The organism is Streptomyces sp. NPDC031670, from assembly GCF_055580545.1.
On sequence record NZ_JBVILC010000011.1, the window covers coordinates 35,429 to 49,976 of the forward strand.

A 14,548-nucleotide genomic window follows, 5' to 3' on the forward strand; every position below is an offset into this window, starting at 1 on the left:
GCGCTCATCGCGCGGACATTGCATCAGCTGTGCAACAGCCCGGGCCCAGATCCCCACCCGCCCTGTCAGACACGCGGGGGACCCGTGCATGCTTGACGGCATGAACGACGGATGGTCCGACGACGACCGCGGCGAGCGCTACGGCCGCGGCAGCTCCGCCGCGCAGCCGGAGGGCCCGCGCGTGATGCGCCATGTGCAGCGCCCCGCGGGTTCCGCGCCCGCGCGCCCGCAGCGCCCGGTCCCGCCGCAGCAGCCCTCGTACGACGACGGCCAGGGCTACGGACAGCAGCGGTACGGCGACGGTGTGCCCGCACCCGCCTCGTACGACAGCGGCTACAGCGACGGCCAGGTCTACGGCGCCCCCTCCGGACGCGGCCCGGGCGGGCCCGTCGGCCGGGGTCCCGGCGGCCCGGGCGGCGGGCCGGGCGCCGCGAGCTCCCCCGCGCGCCCCCGGCCGAACTGGCGGCGGCGCATCATGATCGGCTCGCTGGTCCTGGTGGTGACCGTGGTCGGCGTCGGCGTCGGCACGTACTTCTGGGCCGACGGCAAGGTGCGCCGTGAGGTGGACCTCTCCAAGGTCATCGAGCGCCCGGGTGACGGCAAGGGCACCAACTACCTCATCGTCGGTTCGGACTCCCGCGACGGACTGTCCAAGGACGAGAAGAAGAAGCTGCACACCGGCTCCGCCGAGGGCAAGCGGACCGACTCGATGATGATCCTGCACACCGGTGACAACGGGAACACCATGATCTCGCTGCCCCGCGACTCCTGGGTGCAGATCCCCAGCTTCAAGGGCTCCCAGTCCGGCAAGCTCTTCCCGGCCAAGGGCCACAACAAGCTGAACGCTGCGTACGCGATGGACGGCCCCGAGCTGCTGGTGCGCACCATCGAGGCCAACACCGGACTGCACATCGACCACTACGCCGAGATCGGCTTCGCGGGCTTCGCGGACATCGTGGACGCGGTCGGCGGCGTGGAGATCGACATCCCGCAGGACATCAAGGACAGGGACTCGGGCGCCGACTTCAAGAAGGGCAAGCAGACCCTCGACGGCCAGCAGGCCCTGGCGTTCGTCCGCAACCGCCACGGCTACGCGGCGGGCGACCTGGAGCGCACCAAGAACCAGCAGCGCTTCCTGTCGGCCCTGGCCAGCCAGACGGCGACCCCCTCGACCGTGCTCAACCCCTTCAAGCTGTACCCGGTGATGGGCGCGGGCCTGGACACCCTGGTGGTCGACAAGGACATGAGCCTGTTCGACCTGGCCGACATGTTCTGGGCGATGAAGGGCGTCACCGGCGGCGGGGGCACGTCGATGAACATGCCGATATCCGGCAACGGCCCGCAGACGTCCCTGGTGTGGGACAGCGGGAAGGTCAAGCAGCTGGTGAACGAGCTGAACAACGACCAGAAGGTCACGGTGACCGCGTCGCGCTGACGTCCCATCAGGTCCCTCGGGAGCCGACGGCGCGACAAGACTCACAGAGAAATCACAGGGCACTGCACAACTGCCCGCCCTTGCCCCGCTTTGCCCGCCCAACTGGCGGGCCGGGCAGGGCTTTTGGCGTGAAGAAACCTCTACTGCGGCGCTTGTTCCGGTCATACGATCACCGGCGTTCGCGCTTTCGCGCGTTCTCCCGTACTCCGAAGGGCTGTAGTGAACATTCGCCGTGCTCTGGCGACGGCCGTCGCCGCCGCTGTGACCGCGCCCGTGGTGATCCTGTCGGCGGGCCCCGCGCTCGCCGACGCCGAGCCGGCCGCGCAGACCCAGCCGCAGCCGCAGCCGCAGAAGAAGCCGACGCTCGCGGAGCTGGAGAAGGCCGCCGCGGCGGCGAAGAAGGTGTACGAGGACGCGGTCGCCGCCGAGGAGGTCGCGCGCAAGGCCGTGGCCGCGGCGACCTCCGACACCGCGCCCCTCCATGTGAAGGCCAGGGCGGCCGAGAAGGAGGCGGGCGCCGCGACCGCCGCCAAGGCCGTCGCCGACAAGGCCGTCTCGGACGCCCAGTTCGTCCTGGACAAGCTCCCCGCCGACGCGACCGCCGGGGACCGGGCCGCCGCCGAGAAGGCGCTGGCGGACGCCAAGAAGGACGCCGAGAAGGCGGCCGGCGTCGAGGCGACCGCGGTGGAGAAGGCCCGGGCGGCGCTCAAGGAGGCGCAGGACGCCGAGGTCGCCGCGTTCCGGGAGCTCCACCGGGCCACCGAGGCCGTCAAGGCCGCGCTCGCGGCGAAGGAGGCGGCGGACAAGGCGCTGGCGGACGCGAAGAAGGAGGCCGAGAACCCGGTCTGCGTGCCCGACGCCCGGCTCACCTCGGTCCTCACCGGCCTGCCGGAGCGGCTCACCGCCGGAACCACCACCGACTTCTCGCTGCGGATCACCAACGGTACGCAGAAGAGCCTGGCCAGGCTGCGGCCGTTCACCTACGTCTGGGCGGCCGACAAGGACCACCACAAGGTCTCGGGCGACCTGCTGCGTCTGAAGTGGTCCACGGCCACGTCCGGCGGCTGGAAGGACGTGGACAGCCTGCACCGCGCGGGCACGGTCGAGAACCTGGCGGCCGGCGCGCACGCCGACCTCAGGCTCCGCCTCACGCTCGACGCCAGGACGCCGGCGGGCCAGGGCTACGCCTTCGCCGCGGCCATCGTCGGGGACGCGTCCTGCGACGGCTCCCAGCCGCCGATGGAGAAGTACCCGTTCGAGATCCTCGCGGCCGGCGCCAAGCCCGGCACGGCCAAGAGCACCTCGGACACCAAGCCGCTGGGCGGCACCTCCACCACCCCGCTGAACACGGCCACCACCGGCCAGCTCGCCGCCACCGGCTCCTCCTCCGCCACCCCGAAGCTCGCGCTCGCGGGCGGGGCGGCGGTGCTGGCCGGGGCGGGCGCGGTCATGGCCACGCGCCGCCGCCGCACCGAGGGCTGAGCACGCTCCTGCGGCACGCTTCGGGCCCGTATCCGTGGTTCATGGGTACGGGCCCGAGGTGCTTGCGGCAGCAGCAGGGCCGAACGGGAGGCTCCGGCACTGACGGTGACGGGAGTGGCGGGCACGGGACGAGTCAGGCGGTTTCCTGTTCCGGCAACCGTGATCGCTTGACCCGCGCACTTCGCCCTCGGGAGCATCGAGCCACACGCGGGGGTACCGGCAGCGGCACGCGAGAGGGGCACCAGGGCCATGAAGGTAACCAAGCTGGTCAGCACGTGCGACATCAAGGACTGCCCGACGATCTACGCGACGGATCGCGGAACCTTCCTGGTGCAGGGCGAGACGCCGACCGATCACGGCCTGCGGATTCCGGCTCACGAGAACGTGGTCGAGATCCCGGTGGAACTGATGCGGAAGGCTGTCCGTGACAACCTCCTCTAGGACCCTCGGCGACCTCTTCGAAGCGTTCGAGCGCGAGGCGTTCCGGCTGGAGACCCTGGACGACTACAGCAAGTCCGGCAATGTCGACGCCTATGGCGCGTTTCTCGCCGGGGAACCGCAGCCGGACGACTACAACGAGGACTGGGTCCAAGAGCTCCGCTCCCACACCAGGGAGGGGAAGCGGATCTACCGCGTGCACATTCTGCGCCGCCCGCTCACGGACTATCTCAGGTTCGAACTCGGGTGGGGGTACCGGAAGAACATGGCCGGAGGTGAGGAGTTCTTCATCCTGGACATCACCCAAGAGCCCGATCCCCTGGAGGATGTTCCTGACTTCTGGCTATTCGACTCCGAGTCCGTGGCTGTCATGAACTACGACGGAACGGGTCGGTACCTGGGGTCGGAAGTGCTTCCGGCAACGCGATCGACGGAATTCGTCCGGTACCGTGACGCGGCGCTCGCGCACGCTCAACCTTTCAGTGAATGGTGGGCCGAGCACTGGGCATGAACAGAGCACAGCTCGGGGCCGCGCTGCGGGCGCTGCGCCGGTCTGCTGCAGACTCCGGAGTACATCCGCGCCGTTCTGCGGCGGCACAACCTGCGTGAGGACGCTGTCACGCGGACGATCAGCGGGAGACTCGAACGCCAGACGGTCCTCTACGACAACGCGAAGCTGCTGCGGTTCATCATCACGGAGCCCGTCCTACGGTGGCGAATCGTCCCGCCGCAGATGAGGGTCAACTCCGCCGCCGAACGGCTCGGTTGGGGCGGGGACGTAGCGCACGGCTGCTACCTCGAACGCCCCTCGTTCCTCTCCCTGGCCCTGGTGACGTGCAGTCCCAACCGCGCCGCCCCGGACCTCGCCTGCCCCGGCCGGGCCCACGCGAACGGCCCCCGGCAATGGCCGGGGGCCGTTCGCGTTCTCGGCCACAGCCCGCGGTCCATGGCCGTCGGCCACTGATCCGCGAGCGCCGGACTACGGCAGGTTCCGCGCCATCACGATCCGCTGAACCTGGTTCGTGCCCTCATAAATCTGCGTGATCTTGGCGTCGCGCATCATGCGCTCCACCGGGTAGTCGCGGGTGTAGCCGTAGCCGCCGAGGAGCTGGACGGCGTCCGTGGTGGCCTCCATGGCGACGTCGGAGGCGAAGCACTTCGCCGCCGCGCCCAGGTACGTCAGATCCGCGTCGCCGCGCTCGGACGCCGCGGCGGCCTGGTAGGTCAGGGCGCGGGCGGCCGAGATCTTCATCGCCATGTCGGCGAGCATGAACTGGATGCCCTGGAACTCCGCGATCGGCTTGCCGAACTGCTTGCGCTCCTGGACGTAACCCTTGGCGTAGTCGAGGGCGCCCTGCGCGATGCCGAGGGCCTGGGCCGCGATGGTGATGCGGGTGTGGTCCAGGGTCTTCATGGCGGTGGCGAAGCCGGTGCCCTCCGCCCCGATTATGCGGTCGGCGGGGATACGGACGTTGTCGAGGTAGACCTCGCGCGTCGGGGAGCCCTTGATGCCGAGCTTCTTCTCCGGGGCGCCGAAGGAGACACCCGGGTCGGACTTCTCGACCACGAACGCGGAGATGCCCTTCGAGCGCTTCTCCGGGTCGGTGACGGCCATCACCGTGTAGTAGTCCGAGACGCCTGCGTTGGTGATCCAGCGCTTGACGCCGTTGAGCACCCAGAAGTCGCCGTCACGGACCGCGCGGGTCTTCATGCCCGCCGCGTCCGAGCCCGCGTCCGGCTCCGAGAGGCAGTACGAGAACATCGCGTCGCCCTTGGCCAGCGGGCCCAGGTACTTCTTCTTCAGCTCCTCGGAGCCGGAGAGGATCACCGGGAGCGAGCCGAGCTTGTTCACGGCCGGGATGAGGGAGGAGGAGGCGCAGACACGGGCCACCTCCTCGATCACGATGACGGTGGCGAGCGCGTCGGCGCCGGCGCCGCCGTACTCCTCGGGGACGTGCACGGCGTGCAGGTCGTTGGCGACCAGGGCGTCCAGCGCCTCCTGCGGGAAGCGGGCCTCCTCGTCGACCTCGGCCGCGAACGGCGCGATCTTCGCCTCGGAGAGCGAGCGGATCGCGTCACGGAGCATGTCGTGTTCTTCGGACGGGCGGTACAGGTCGAAATCAGCCGTTCCGGCCAAGGTGACTCACTCCCCAAGGGCGCTAACTACCGTTAAGTAACCTCAATTTTAGTGGGGTGTACGGCCCACGGCATACGTGAGTTTGACGACAGGCGGACGAAGTCCGTGATCAAGGGGGATCGCAGGCCGCGCAGGGGCCCGACTATGCTCGGGCAGCGCCCTCAAGCCCGTACCTTCCAGGAGTACCGCATGGCCCTCAAGATCACTGTGATCGGCACCGGATACCTCGGGGCCACCCACGCCGCGGCCATGGCGGAGCTGGGGTTCGAGGTGCTGGGCCTCGATGTGGTCCCCGAGAAGATCGAGCTGCTGGCGCAGGGGCGCGTGCCGATGTACGAGCCGGGCCTGGAGGAGCTGCTCGCCCGGCACGTCGCCGGGATCGAGGGCTCCAGCGGCCGGCTGCGCTTCACCACCTCCTGGGAGGAGGTCGGCGCCTTCGGCGATGTGCACTTCGTCTGCGTGAACACCCCGCAGAAGCACGGCGAGTACGCGTGCGACATGTCCTACGTCGACTCCGCCTTCGCCTCCCTCGCCCCGCATCTGCGCGCGGGCGCGCTGGTGGTGGGCAAGTCGACCGTGCCGGTCGGGTCCGCCGCCCGGCTCGCCGCCGCGCTGCCCGAGGGCGTGGAGCTGGCCTGGAACCCCGAGTTCCTGCGCGAGGGCTTCGCCGTGAACGACACCCTGCACCCCGACCGGATCGTGGTCGGGGTGGAGAGCGAGCGCGCGGAGAAGCTGCTGCGCGAGGTGTACGGGACGCCGGTCGCCGAGGGCTCCCCCTTCGTGGTGACCGACTTCCCCACGGCCGAACTGGTGAAGACCTCCGCGAACTCCTTCCTCGCCACCAAGATCTCCTTCATCAACGCCATGGCAGAGGTGTGCGAGGCCGCCGACGGCGACGTGGTGAAGCTGGCCGAGGCCATCGGACACGACGAGCGCATCGGCTCGAAGTTCCTGCGGGCCGGGATCGGCTTCGGCGGCGGCTGCCTGCCCAAGGACATCCGCGCGTTCATGGCCCGGGCCGGTGAGCTCGGCGCCGACCAGGCGCTCACCTTCCTGCGCGAGATCGACTCCATCAACATGCGCCGGCGCGGCCAGATGGTCGAGATGGCGCGCGAGGCGCTCGGCGGCGGGTCCTTCCTGGGCAAGCGGGTCGCCGTGCTGGGCGCGACCTTCAAGCCGGACTCCGACGACGTACGCGACTCGCCGGCCCTGAACGTGGCCGGGCAGATCCACCTCCAGGGCGGCCAGGTCACCGTCTACGACCCCAAGGGCATGGACAACGCCCGCCGCCTCTTCCCCACGCTCGGGTACGCGGACACGGCGCTGGATGCCGTCCGGGGCGCGGACGTGGTGCTCCACCTCACCGAGTGGCGCGAGTTCCGCGAGCTGGACCCCGCGGCACTGGGCGAGGTGGCCGACGCCCGGATCGTGCTGGACGGGCGGAACGCGCTGGACGCGGTGAAGTGGCGCGAGGCGGGCTGGACGTTCCGGGCGATGGGGCGCCCGCGGGCGTAGGGGTGCGAGGCTTGGGGGCGTGCGGGGCTTTGGGGCGTGCGGGCCTCTGGGCCCGCCGGCGCCGGTCCTGCCGGTATCGGTCCGGCCGGTATCGGTCCTGCCCCGCTTCGGCCCTGCCGCTAGCCCTGGCGCGGGGGGTCGAGCTCCTCGATCGTCGCGGTGGAGGGCCCGCGGCGGGGCTGGGCGGCGCGGGCCGCGAAGTCCACGTCGCGGATGACCCGTGCGAAGTTTCCCCAGGTCAGCGCGGCGAGTTCGGTGTCGTCCCAGCCGCGGTCGATCAGCTCGCCGAGTAGTACGGGGTAGCAGGAGGCGTCCTCCAGGCCGACCGTGCGCGGGGCGTCCTCCGGCAGGCCGTACCCGCCCGAGAGACCGATGTGCTCCTGCCCCAGGACCCCGCGCAGATGCTCGATGTGGTCGGCGACGTCCTGGACGGACGCGGGCCGTCCGGCGCGGGCGACCTGCGCCGGGGCGAAGCTCACCAGACACACCCCGCCGTTCTCGGGCAGCTCCGCCACGAGCTCGTCGGTGACGTTGAGCGGGTGGTCGGTGAGGGCGCGGGCGGCCGAACGGGTGAAGATCACCGGGGCCTTCGCCGCGCTGAAGGTGTGGTGGACGGTGTCGGGGGCGGCGCCGGACAGGTCGATGACCATACCGAGCCGGTTGAGCTCCCGTACGACCTCCTGCCCGAAGCGGGTCAGGCCCGCGCGGGCCCAGGCGGCCGTGGCGGTGAGGGTGACCGCGCGGACGCCGAGCGCGTGGTACGCCCGGACCGTGCCCAGCGAGTCCCCCAGCGCGTGGGCGGCCACCGGCCCGAAGACCGAGGCGATACGGCCGTGGTTGCGGGCGTCGGCCAGGTCGCCGACGGCCTGCGCCGTCCGCAGCCCCTCCGGGCAGGCGTCGACGAGCGTACGGATGCGGTCGACGCGCTCCAGGGTGGCGCTGACCGGGTCCGGGCAGTCGGCCGGGACCATCAGCGACCACAGCTGCGCCCCTACGCCGCCGTGCCGCAGCCGGGGGATGTCGGTGTCGAGCGAACTCTCTCCGAGCTCCACGTCGTGCCAGGGGGTGTGCACGAGCACCTGGGCGAGGGTGTTGTACCCGTCGGCCACGGGGTGGGCGCGCAGCAGGGCGTGGATGCGGGCGCGTACGTCCGGGTCGAGGGTGTCGCCGGGGGTCTCGGCCTCCGGGTCGTGTCCCGGGGGCGGGGGCGGGGGCGGGACGGGTTGGTCGGGTGCGCCTATCCCGGCGGTGGGGGTGGCGGCGTCGGTCTCGTCCTGCAGATCTGCCATGACGGCCTCCCGGTTCGACCTCGACGACGGCGGCGGTACGGCCACCCTCACATGGGTGGGGCTTGGGGTCGCGACGACTGTGGCGTTCGGGGGACGCGGGGGGGGTGGCCGGGGGTTCGTCTGCGGGTGAGGTGTGGCTGGTCGCGCAGTTCCCCGCGCCCCCTTTTGGCCGGGGGTTCGTCTGCGGGCCGGTGGTCAGTTGCTCGCGCAGTTCCCCGCGCCCCCAAAAAAACCAGCGGTCGTCTGCGGGCCGTCGTGGGCCGGTCGCGCCGTTCCCCGCGCCCCTAGAAGCCGGCGGTCGTCTGCGGGTCCTGGTGGGTTGCTCGCGCCGTTCCCCGCGCCCCTAGAAACCGGCGGTCGTCTGCGGGTCCTGGTGGGTTGCTCGCGCCGTTCCCCGCGCCCCCAAAAACCGGCGGTCGTCTGCGGGCCGTCGTGGGCCGGTCGCGCAGTTCCCCGCGCCCCTAGATGCCCGTGGCTGAGCTGGGTTCCCCGGCTGCGGCGCAGTACCTGAGGGGCGCGGGGAACTGCGCGACCAGCCCCCACCGGGCCGCAGACGAACCCCCGGCCCAAGAAGCCCGCCGCAGACGAACCCCCGGCCCAGGAACACCCCCCGAAGGGGGCCTACCCGTCCAGGGACTCCCGGGTCGCCAGGGACGGGCCTCTGCGGGTGCGTTCGTCGCGGGACACCGCCTCCGCGTCCCGCAGCACCCGCACCGCGTTCCCCCACGTCAGCTTCGCCACATCCGCCTCCGACCAGCCGCGGCCGAGCAGCTCGGCGATGAGGTTGGGGTAGCCGGCGACGTCGTCCAGGCCGGACGGGGTGAACGCCGTACCGTCGAAGTCCCCGCCGATCCCGACGTGGTCGATCCCGGCCACCGCCCGCATGTGGTCGAGGTGGTCCGCCACCGTCACGACGGTCGCGACCGGGCGCGGGTGCGCCGCCTCGAAGGCGGCGTGCAGCGCCATCGCCTCCGGTGAGGTGTCCAGCGCGTGCAGCCCGTGCGCCCGCAGGTTCTCGTCGGCCGCCGCCGTCCACTCCACCGCCGCCGGCAGGATGAACTTCGGTACGAAGGTCACCATCGCCACCCCGCCGTTGCCGGGGAGCATCCCGAGCACGTCGTCGGGCACGTTGCGCGGATGGTCGCAGACCGCCCGCGCCGAGGAGTGCGAGAAGATCACCGGCGCCGTCGACGTGGACAGCGCGTCCCGCATCGTCGTCGCCGCCACGTGCGAGAGGTCGACCAGCATGCCGAGCCGGTTCATCTCGCGGACCACCTCGTGGCCGAAGGGGGACAGCCCCCCGACCCCCGGCGTGTCCGTCGCCGAGTCCGCCCAGGCGGTGTTGTCGTTGTGCGTGAGCGTCATGTAGCGGACGCCCAGCGCGTACAACGCCCGTAGCGTGGCGAGGGAGTTGTTGATGGAGTGGCCGCCCTCCGCGCCCTTGAGCGAGGCGATACGGCCCGCCGCCCGCGCCTTCTCCATGTCGTCCGCCGTCAGCGCCCCCGCCAGCTCCCCGGGGTAGCGCGCGATGAGCCGGTCCACGCAGTCGATCTGCTCCAGGGTCGCGCTGACCGCCTCGTCGCCCGCCATGTCGGTGCGGACGTAGACCGACCAGAACTGCGCCCCGACACCGCCCGCCCGCAGCCGGGGGATGTCGGTGTGCAGATGCTCGCTCTGGTCCCGGCCCACGTCACGGCGGTCGAGGTCGTAGCGGACCTGGTTGCGCAGCGCCCAGGGCAGGTCGTTGTGGCCGTCGACGACGGGGTGCTGGGCCAGCAGCGTACGGGCCCGGGCGAGGTGGTCCACCGTGCTCACTTTCCGAAACCGAAGGACGCCGAGGTCTCCACCTTCGCGCGCAGGCGCCTGCCCTTCTCGGTCGCCTGGTCGTTCAGCTCCTGCTGGAACTCCCGCATCCGGGCGAGGAGTTCGGGGTCGTGGGCGGCCAGCATACGGGCGGCCAGCAGACCCGCGTTGCGGGCCCCGCCGACCGACACCGTGGCCACCGGCACCCCGGCCGGCATCTGCACGATGGACAGCAGCGAGTCCATGCCGTCCAGGTACTTCAGCGGCACCGGGACACCGATCACCGGGAGCGGGGTGACCGAGGCGAGCATGCCGGGCAGATGGGCGGCGCCGCCCGCGCCCGCGATGACCGCCTTCAGACCGCGGCCGGCCGCCTGCTCGCCGTACGCGATCATCTCGTGCGGCATCCGGTGCGCGGAGACCACGTCGACCTCGTACGGGATCTCGAACTCGTGCAGCGCCTGGGCGGCGGCCTCCATGACCGGCCAGTCGGAGTCGGAACCCATGACGATGCCGATGACGGGAGAGGTGGGGCTCATTCGGTGATCGTTCCTCTGAGGTAGTCCGCCGCGTGACGGGCGCGCTCGCGCACGTCCGCGAGGTCGTCGCCGTAGGTGTTGACGTGGCCGACCTTACGGCCGGGCTTCACGTCCTTGCCGTACATATGGATCTTGAGCTGGGGGTCGCGGGCCATGCAGTGCAGATACGCGTGGTACATGTCCGGGTAGTCGCCGCCGAGCACATTGCACATGACCGTCCACGTCGACCTCGGGCGCGGGTCGCCCAGCGGAAGGTCGAGGACGGCCCGGACGTGGTTGGCGAACTGCGAGGTGATCGCCCCGTCCTGGGTCCAGTGGCCGGAGTTGTGCGGGCGCATCGCCAGCTCGTTGACGAGGATGCGCCCGTCGCGGGTCTCGAAGAGCTCCACCGCGAGGTGGCCGACCACGCCCAGCTCGTCCGCGATGCGCAGGGCCAGCTGCTGGGCCTCGCCCGCCAGCTCCTCGCCGAGGTCCGGGGCGGGCGCGATCACGGTGTCGCAGACGCCGTCGACCTGCACCGACTCCACCACCGGGTAGGCGACGGCCTGGCCGTGCGGGGAGCGGACCACGTTGGCGGCGAGCTCGCGGGTGAAGTCGACCTTCTCCTCGGCGAGCACGTCCACGCCCGCCTTGAAGGCGTCGGCCGCGTCCTCCTCGGCGCGGACGAACCACACGCCCTTGCCGTCGTAGCCGCCGCGCACGGTCTTGAGGATGACGGGGTAGCCGTCGCCCTCCGCCGCGAACCGCGACACATCGGCCGGGTCCGCCACCAGCCGGTGGCGGGGGCAGGGCGCGCCCATCGCGTCGAGCCTGGCGCGCATCACCCCCTTGTCCTGGGCGTGCACCAACGCGTCGGGCCCCGGCCGGACGGGGATGCCGTCCGCCTCCAGGGCCCGCAGGTGCTCGGTGGGTACGTGCTCGTGATCGAAGGTGATCACGTCGCAGCCGCGCGCGAAGGCACGCAGCGTGTCCAGGTCGCGATAGTCGCCGACGACGACCTCGCTCACCACCTGGGCCGCCGAGTCCTGGGGGGTGTCACTGAGCAACTTGAATCTGATGCCGAGGGGGATGCCCGCCTCGTGGGTCATACGGGCGAGCTGACCGCCACCGACCATGCCGACTACCGGGAACGTCACACCCCCAGGGTATCCGCCGTCCCCGGGCGCCCCGGAAGGAGCCGGTCCGGGGGACGGGGAGCGTTCGCCGCGGGCCCGGTGTGGCCGGGATTCGCGGGCGTCCACGAGCAGGGGCCGGAGCCGCTGGTTAGCATGGCCGGGTCGGTGTGCGAGGCATGACACCGATTTCGAGAACCACAACCGATCCGAACGGGGCTGAGCGATCACCATGAGTGAACGGGGCGCATTGCGTACGCGGCTGCAGCTGCTCGCCCGGGAGATCGCGAAGTTCGGCGCGGTGGGCGCCATCGGGTTCGTCGTCAACGCGATCGTCTTCAACCTGTGCATGCACGTGGCCCACCTCGCGGTGGTGCGCTCCGGAGTGATCGCCACCGCCGTCGCCATCGGCACCAACTACGTGGGCAACCGCTACTGGACCTACCGGCACACCGAGGGCGGCCGGCGCAGCCGGGAGCTGATGCTGTTCCTGCTGTTCAGCGGCATCGGCCTGGTGATCGAGAACGGTGTCCTGGCGCTCTCGCACTACGGCTTCGGCTACACCTCGACGGTCGCCGACAACATCGCCAAGAACGTGGTGGGCCTGGGCCTGGGCACGGTCTTCCGGTTCTGGTCGTACCGCACCTGGGTGTTCCGGGCGCTGCCCGCCCGGGAGGCGGTGGAGACCGCCGAGTCCTTTCTCGGCGACGCCCCCCAGCCGTACGCCCGGCACCACTCGGGGTCGTAGACCGCTCATCTGACCGTCTGCTCCGCCTCCGGCTCGCGCGGGCCGCGCGCCACCCGGCTCAGGAACAGGGCGAACACCGCGGGCTGCTGCTGGAGCATCTCCAGGCGCCCGCCGTCCGCCTCGGCGAGGTCACGGGCGACGGCGAGGCCGATGCCGGTGGAGTTGCGGCCGCTGATGGTCCGCTCGAAGATCCGCGCCCCGAGATCGGGCGGCACCCCGGGCCCCTGGTCGGTGACCTCCACCACGGTCTGGTTGCCGGTGACCCGGGTGCGCACCGCGACGGTGCCGCCGCCGTGCATCAGCGAGTTCTCGATCAGCGCCGCGAGCACCTGGGCGACCGCCCCCGGGGTGCCCACCGCCCGCAGCCCCTGCTTGCCGGAGCGGACGATGGCCCGGCCCGCGCTGCGGTAGGCCGGGCGCCACTCCTCCAGCTGCTGCTTGACCACCTCGTCGAGGTCGAAGACGACGGCCGAGCCGGTGCGGGGGTCGCGGGAGTTGGTGAGCAGCCGCTCCACCACGTCGGTGAGCCGCTCGACCTGGGTGAGCGCGATCGTCGCCTCCTCCTTGACCGTGTCCAGGTCGTCGGTGAGCGCGATCTCCTCCAGCCGCATCGAGAGCGCGGTGAGCGGGGTGCGCAGCTGGTGGGAGGCGTCGGCGGCGAGCCGGCGCTCGGCGGTGAGCATGCGCCCGATGCGGTCGGCGGAGGAGTCCAGGACGTCGGCGACCCGGTCCAGCTCGTGCACCCCGTACCGCTTGTGGCGCGGGCGCGGGTCGCCGGAGCCGAGCCGCTCGGCGGTCTCGGCGAGGTCGGTGAGCGGGGAGGCCAGCTTGTTGGCCTGGCGTACGGCCAGGAGCACCGCCGAGACGATGGCGAGCAGCGCCACCGCGCCGATGATCAGCAGGGTGCGTCCGACCTCGCGGGTGACCGTGGAGCGGGACTCCTCGACCAGGACGTTCTCGCCGCGCGCGCCGGTGGCGCTGCCGCGGATGAGCGAGCCGCCGGGCCGGGTGCCGAGCTCGATGGGGGCGCGGCCGGGGATCTCGATCCGGGCGTAGCGGTCGGGGCCGACGCCCGCCAGCGACTGCGGGCTGACCGTCTCGTTGGCGAGCATCCGGCTGTCGATGACGCTGACCAGCCGCAGCGCCTCGGAGTCCACGCTCTCCTGGGCGCTGCTGCTGATCGTCCTGGTCTCGACGATGACGAGGGAGACGCCGAAGACGGCGATCACCACGAGCACCACGGCGAGCGTGGAGTTGATCAGTCGGCGGCGCATGCCTCAGTGTCCCAGGAGGTGACGGAGGGGGTCGGCGTACCCGGCCGTCAGCTCTTCTCGAAGCGGAAGCCGACGCCCCGGACGGTGGCGATGTAGCGCGGGTTGGCGGCGTCGTCGCCGAGCTTCTTGCGCAGCCAGGAGATGTGCATGTCGAGCGTCTTGGTCGAGGACCACCAGGTGGTGTCCCAGACCTCGCGCATCAGCTGGTCGCGGGTGACGACCCGGCCCGCGTCGCGCACCAGGACCCGCAGCAGGTCGAACTCCTTGGCGGTGAGCTGGAGCTCCTCGTCGCCCATCCAGGCGCGGTGCGACTCGACGTCGATCCGCACACCGTGGGTGGCGGGCTGGGGGGCGGGCTCGGTGGCGCCGCGCCGCAGCAGGGCCCGGACCCGGGCCAGCAGCTCGGCCAGCCGGAACGGCTTGGTGACGTAGTCGTCGGCGCCGGCGTCGAGGCCGACCACGGTGTCCACCTCGTCGGCGCGGGCGGTCAGCACCAGGATCGGGACGGTGTGGCCCTCGGAGCGGAGCCTGCGGGCCACCTCCAGCCCGTCCATGCCGGGCAGGCCGAGGTCGAGCACGACCAGGTCGGCGCCTCCCTGGAGTCCGGCGTCGAGGGCGGTCGGGCCGTCCTCGCGGACCTCGACCTCGTAACCCTCCCGACGCAGTGCGCGGGCCAGCGGCTCCGAGATGGACGCGTCGTCCTCGGCGAGCAGTACACGGGTCATGGGGGTGATGGTAGTCCGCGACCGGCAGGGGCTGTCCGTGGAACCCGTGAG

The 14,548-nt window shown here is 71.6% G+C and carries 14 protein-coding genes and 1 pseudogene; 8 read left to right on the top strand and 7 right to left on the bottom strand.

All coding sequences use genetic code 11. The annotated features are described in order from the left end of the window. Positions 1–100: 100 nt before the first annotated feature. From ACZ5ID_RS21225 to ACZ5ID_RS21250, 6 genes and pseudogenes are all read left to right on the top strand, one after another. Complete coding sequence (locus ACZ5ID_RS21225; protein WP_468900097.1) at positions 101–1,435, top strand: LCP family protein; 1,335 nt, start codon at positions 101–103, stop codon at positions 1,433–1,435. 219 nt (positions 1,436–1,654) lie between these two features. Then, positions 1,655–2,917 (top strand): LAETG motif-containing sortase-dependent surface protein, encoded by a 1,263-nt coding sequence (locus ACZ5ID_RS21230; RefSeq protein WP_468900100.1) that lies wholly within the window; start codon positions 1,655–1,657, stop codon positions 2,915–2,917. Between the two features lie 249 nt (positions 2,918–3,166). Continuing rightward, positions 3,167–3,358, top strand: coding sequence for a hypothetical protein (locus ACZ5ID_RS21235; protein ID WP_468900103.1), 192 nt, complete (start codon positions 3,167–3,169; stop codon positions 3,356–3,358). Further along, the gene (locus ACZ5ID_RS21240; RefSeq protein ID WP_468900106.1) at positions 3,342–3,866 is read left to right on the top strand and encodes a DUF6879 family protein; all 525 of its coding nucleotides are present in this window, start codon (positions 3,342–3,344) and stop codon (positions 3,864–3,866) included. Before ACZ5ID_RS21235 ends, ACZ5ID_RS21240 begins: the two co-directional genes overlap by 17 nt. 39 nt (positions 3,867–3,905) lie before the next feature. Next, positions 3,906–4,097, top strand: a pseudogene (locus ACZ5ID_RS21245) (Scr1 family TA system antitoxin-like transcriptional regulator); the annotation flags it as partial. Further along, positions 4,089–4,319, top strand: a complete 231-nt coding sequence (locus ACZ5ID_RS21250; protein WP_468900109.1) for a hypothetical protein — start codon at positions 4,089–4,091, stop codon at positions 4,317–4,319. The pseudogene ACZ5ID_RS21245 and the gene ACZ5ID_RS21250, both read left to right, overlap by 9 nt. 15 nt (positions 4,320–4,334) lie before the next feature. On the opposite strand, the gene ACZ5ID_RS21255 is transcribed toward ACZ5ID_RS21250, so the two are convergent. After that, positions 4,335–5,492 carry an acyl-CoA dehydrogenase gene (locus ACZ5ID_RS21255; RefSeq protein WP_468900112.1) on the bottom strand — a complete coding sequence of 386 codons (1,158 nt, stop codon included), beginning with the start codon at positions 5,490–5,492 and terminating at the stop codon, positions 4,335–4,337. A gap of 189 nt (positions 5,493–5,681) precedes the next feature. Here ACZ5ID_RS21255 and ACZ5ID_RS21260 point away from each other — a divergent pair, with 189 nt between their 5' ends. Continuing rightward, the gene (locus ACZ5ID_RS21260; protein ID WP_468900115.1) at positions 5,682–7,007 is read left to right on the top strand and encodes a UDP-glucose dehydrogenase family protein; all 1,326 of its coding nucleotides are present in this window, start codon (positions 5,682–5,684) and stop codon (positions 7,005–7,007) included. Between the two features lie 119 nt (positions 7,008–7,126). On the opposite strand, the gene ACZ5ID_RS21265 is transcribed toward ACZ5ID_RS21260, so the two are convergent. The 4 genes from ACZ5ID_RS21265 to ACZ5ID_RS21280 form a co-directional block, all read right to left on the bottom strand. Continuing rightward, on the bottom strand, positions 7,127–8,296 hold the full coding sequence (locus ACZ5ID_RS21265) for a dipeptidase (RefSeq protein WP_468900118.1): 1,170 nt from the start codon (positions 8,294–8,296) through the stop codon (positions 7,127–7,129). 621 nt (positions 8,297–8,917) lie between these two features. Further along, complete coding sequence (locus ACZ5ID_RS21270; protein WP_468900543.1) at positions 8,918–10,102, bottom strand: dipeptidase; 1,185 nt, start codon at positions 10,100–10,102, stop codon at positions 8,918–8,920. Positions 10,103–10,107: 5 nt separating this feature from the next. Beyond that, entirely contained in the window at positions 10,108–10,638 is a 531-nt protein-coding gene (purE, locus tag ACZ5ID_RS21275) for a 5-(carboxyamino)imidazole ribonucleotide mutase (protein ID WP_468900121.1), read from the bottom strand. Next, a complete protein-coding gene (locus tag ACZ5ID_RS21280; RefSeq protein ID WP_468900124.1) occupies positions 10,635–11,774 on the bottom strand; it encodes a 5-(carboxyamino)imidazole ribonucleotide synthase in 1,140 nt (379 codons plus the stop codon). The genes purE and ACZ5ID_RS21280 overlap by 4 nt, the downstream gene beginning before the upstream one ends. Before the next feature lie 208 nt (positions 11,775–11,982). Between ACZ5ID_RS21280 and ACZ5ID_RS21285 the strand changes: the two genes are divergently transcribed. Then, on the top strand, positions 11,983–12,498 hold the full coding sequence (locus tag ACZ5ID_RS21285) for a GtrA family protein (protein WP_468900127.1): 516 nt from the start codon (positions 11,983–11,985) through the stop codon (positions 12,496–12,498). Positions 12,499–12,503: 5 nt separating this feature from the next. Here the strand turns inward: ACZ5ID_RS21285 and ACZ5ID_RS21290 are convergent, their stop codons facing one another. Further along, the gene (locus tag ACZ5ID_RS21290; protein WP_406554594.1) at positions 12,504–13,772 is read right to left on the bottom strand and encodes an ATP-binding protein; all 1,269 of its coding nucleotides are present in this window, start codon (positions 13,770–13,772) and stop codon (positions 12,504–12,506) included. Between the two features lie 47 nt (positions 13,773–13,819). Continuing rightward, positions 13,820–14,497, bottom strand: a complete 678-nt coding sequence (locus ACZ5ID_RS21295; protein WP_100574199.1) for a response regulator transcription factor — start codon at positions 14,495–14,497, stop codon at positions 13,820–13,822. Between the last annotated feature and the right edge of the window lie 51 nt (positions 14,498–14,548).

Excerpts from the sequence above, each read along its gene's own strand:
- ACZ5ID_RS21225 (WP_468900097.1), top strand. The coding sequence starts at position 101 with ATGAACGACGGATGGTCCGACGACGACCGCGGCGAGCGCTACGGCCGC.
- ACZ5ID_RS21235 (WP_468900103.1), top strand. The coding sequence starts at position 3,167 with ATGAAGGTAACCAAGCTGGTCAGCACGTGCGACATCAAGGACTGCCCG.
- ACZ5ID_RS21250 (WP_468900109.1), top strand. The coding sequence starts at position 4,089 with ATGAGGGTCAACTCCGCCGCCGAACGGCTCGGTTGGGGCGGGGACGTA.
- ACZ5ID_RS21260 (WP_468900115.1), top strand. The coding sequence starts at position 5,682 with ATGGCCCTCAAGATCACTGTGATCGGCACCGGATACCTCGGGGCCACC.
- ACZ5ID_RS21265 (WP_468900118.1), bottom strand. The coding sequence starts at position 8,296 with ATGGCAGATCTGCAGGACGAGACCGACGCCGCCACCCCCACCGCCGGG.
- purE (WP_468900121.1), bottom strand. The coding sequence starts at position 10,638 with ATGAGCCCCACCTCTCCCGTCATCGGCATCGTCATGGGTTCCGACTCC.
- ACZ5ID_RS21285 (WP_468900127.1), top strand. The coding sequence starts at position 11,983 with ATGAGTGAACGGGGCGCATTGCGTACGCGGCTGCAGCTGCTCGCCCGG.
- ACZ5ID_RS21290 (WP_406554594.1), bottom strand. The coding sequence starts at position 13,772 with ATGCGCCGCCGACTGATCAACTCCACGCTCGCCGTGGTGCTCGTGGTG.
- ACZ5ID_RS21295 (WP_100574199.1), bottom strand. The coding sequence starts at position 14,497 with ATGACCCGTGTACTGCTCGCCGAGGACGACGCGTCCATCTCGGAGCCG.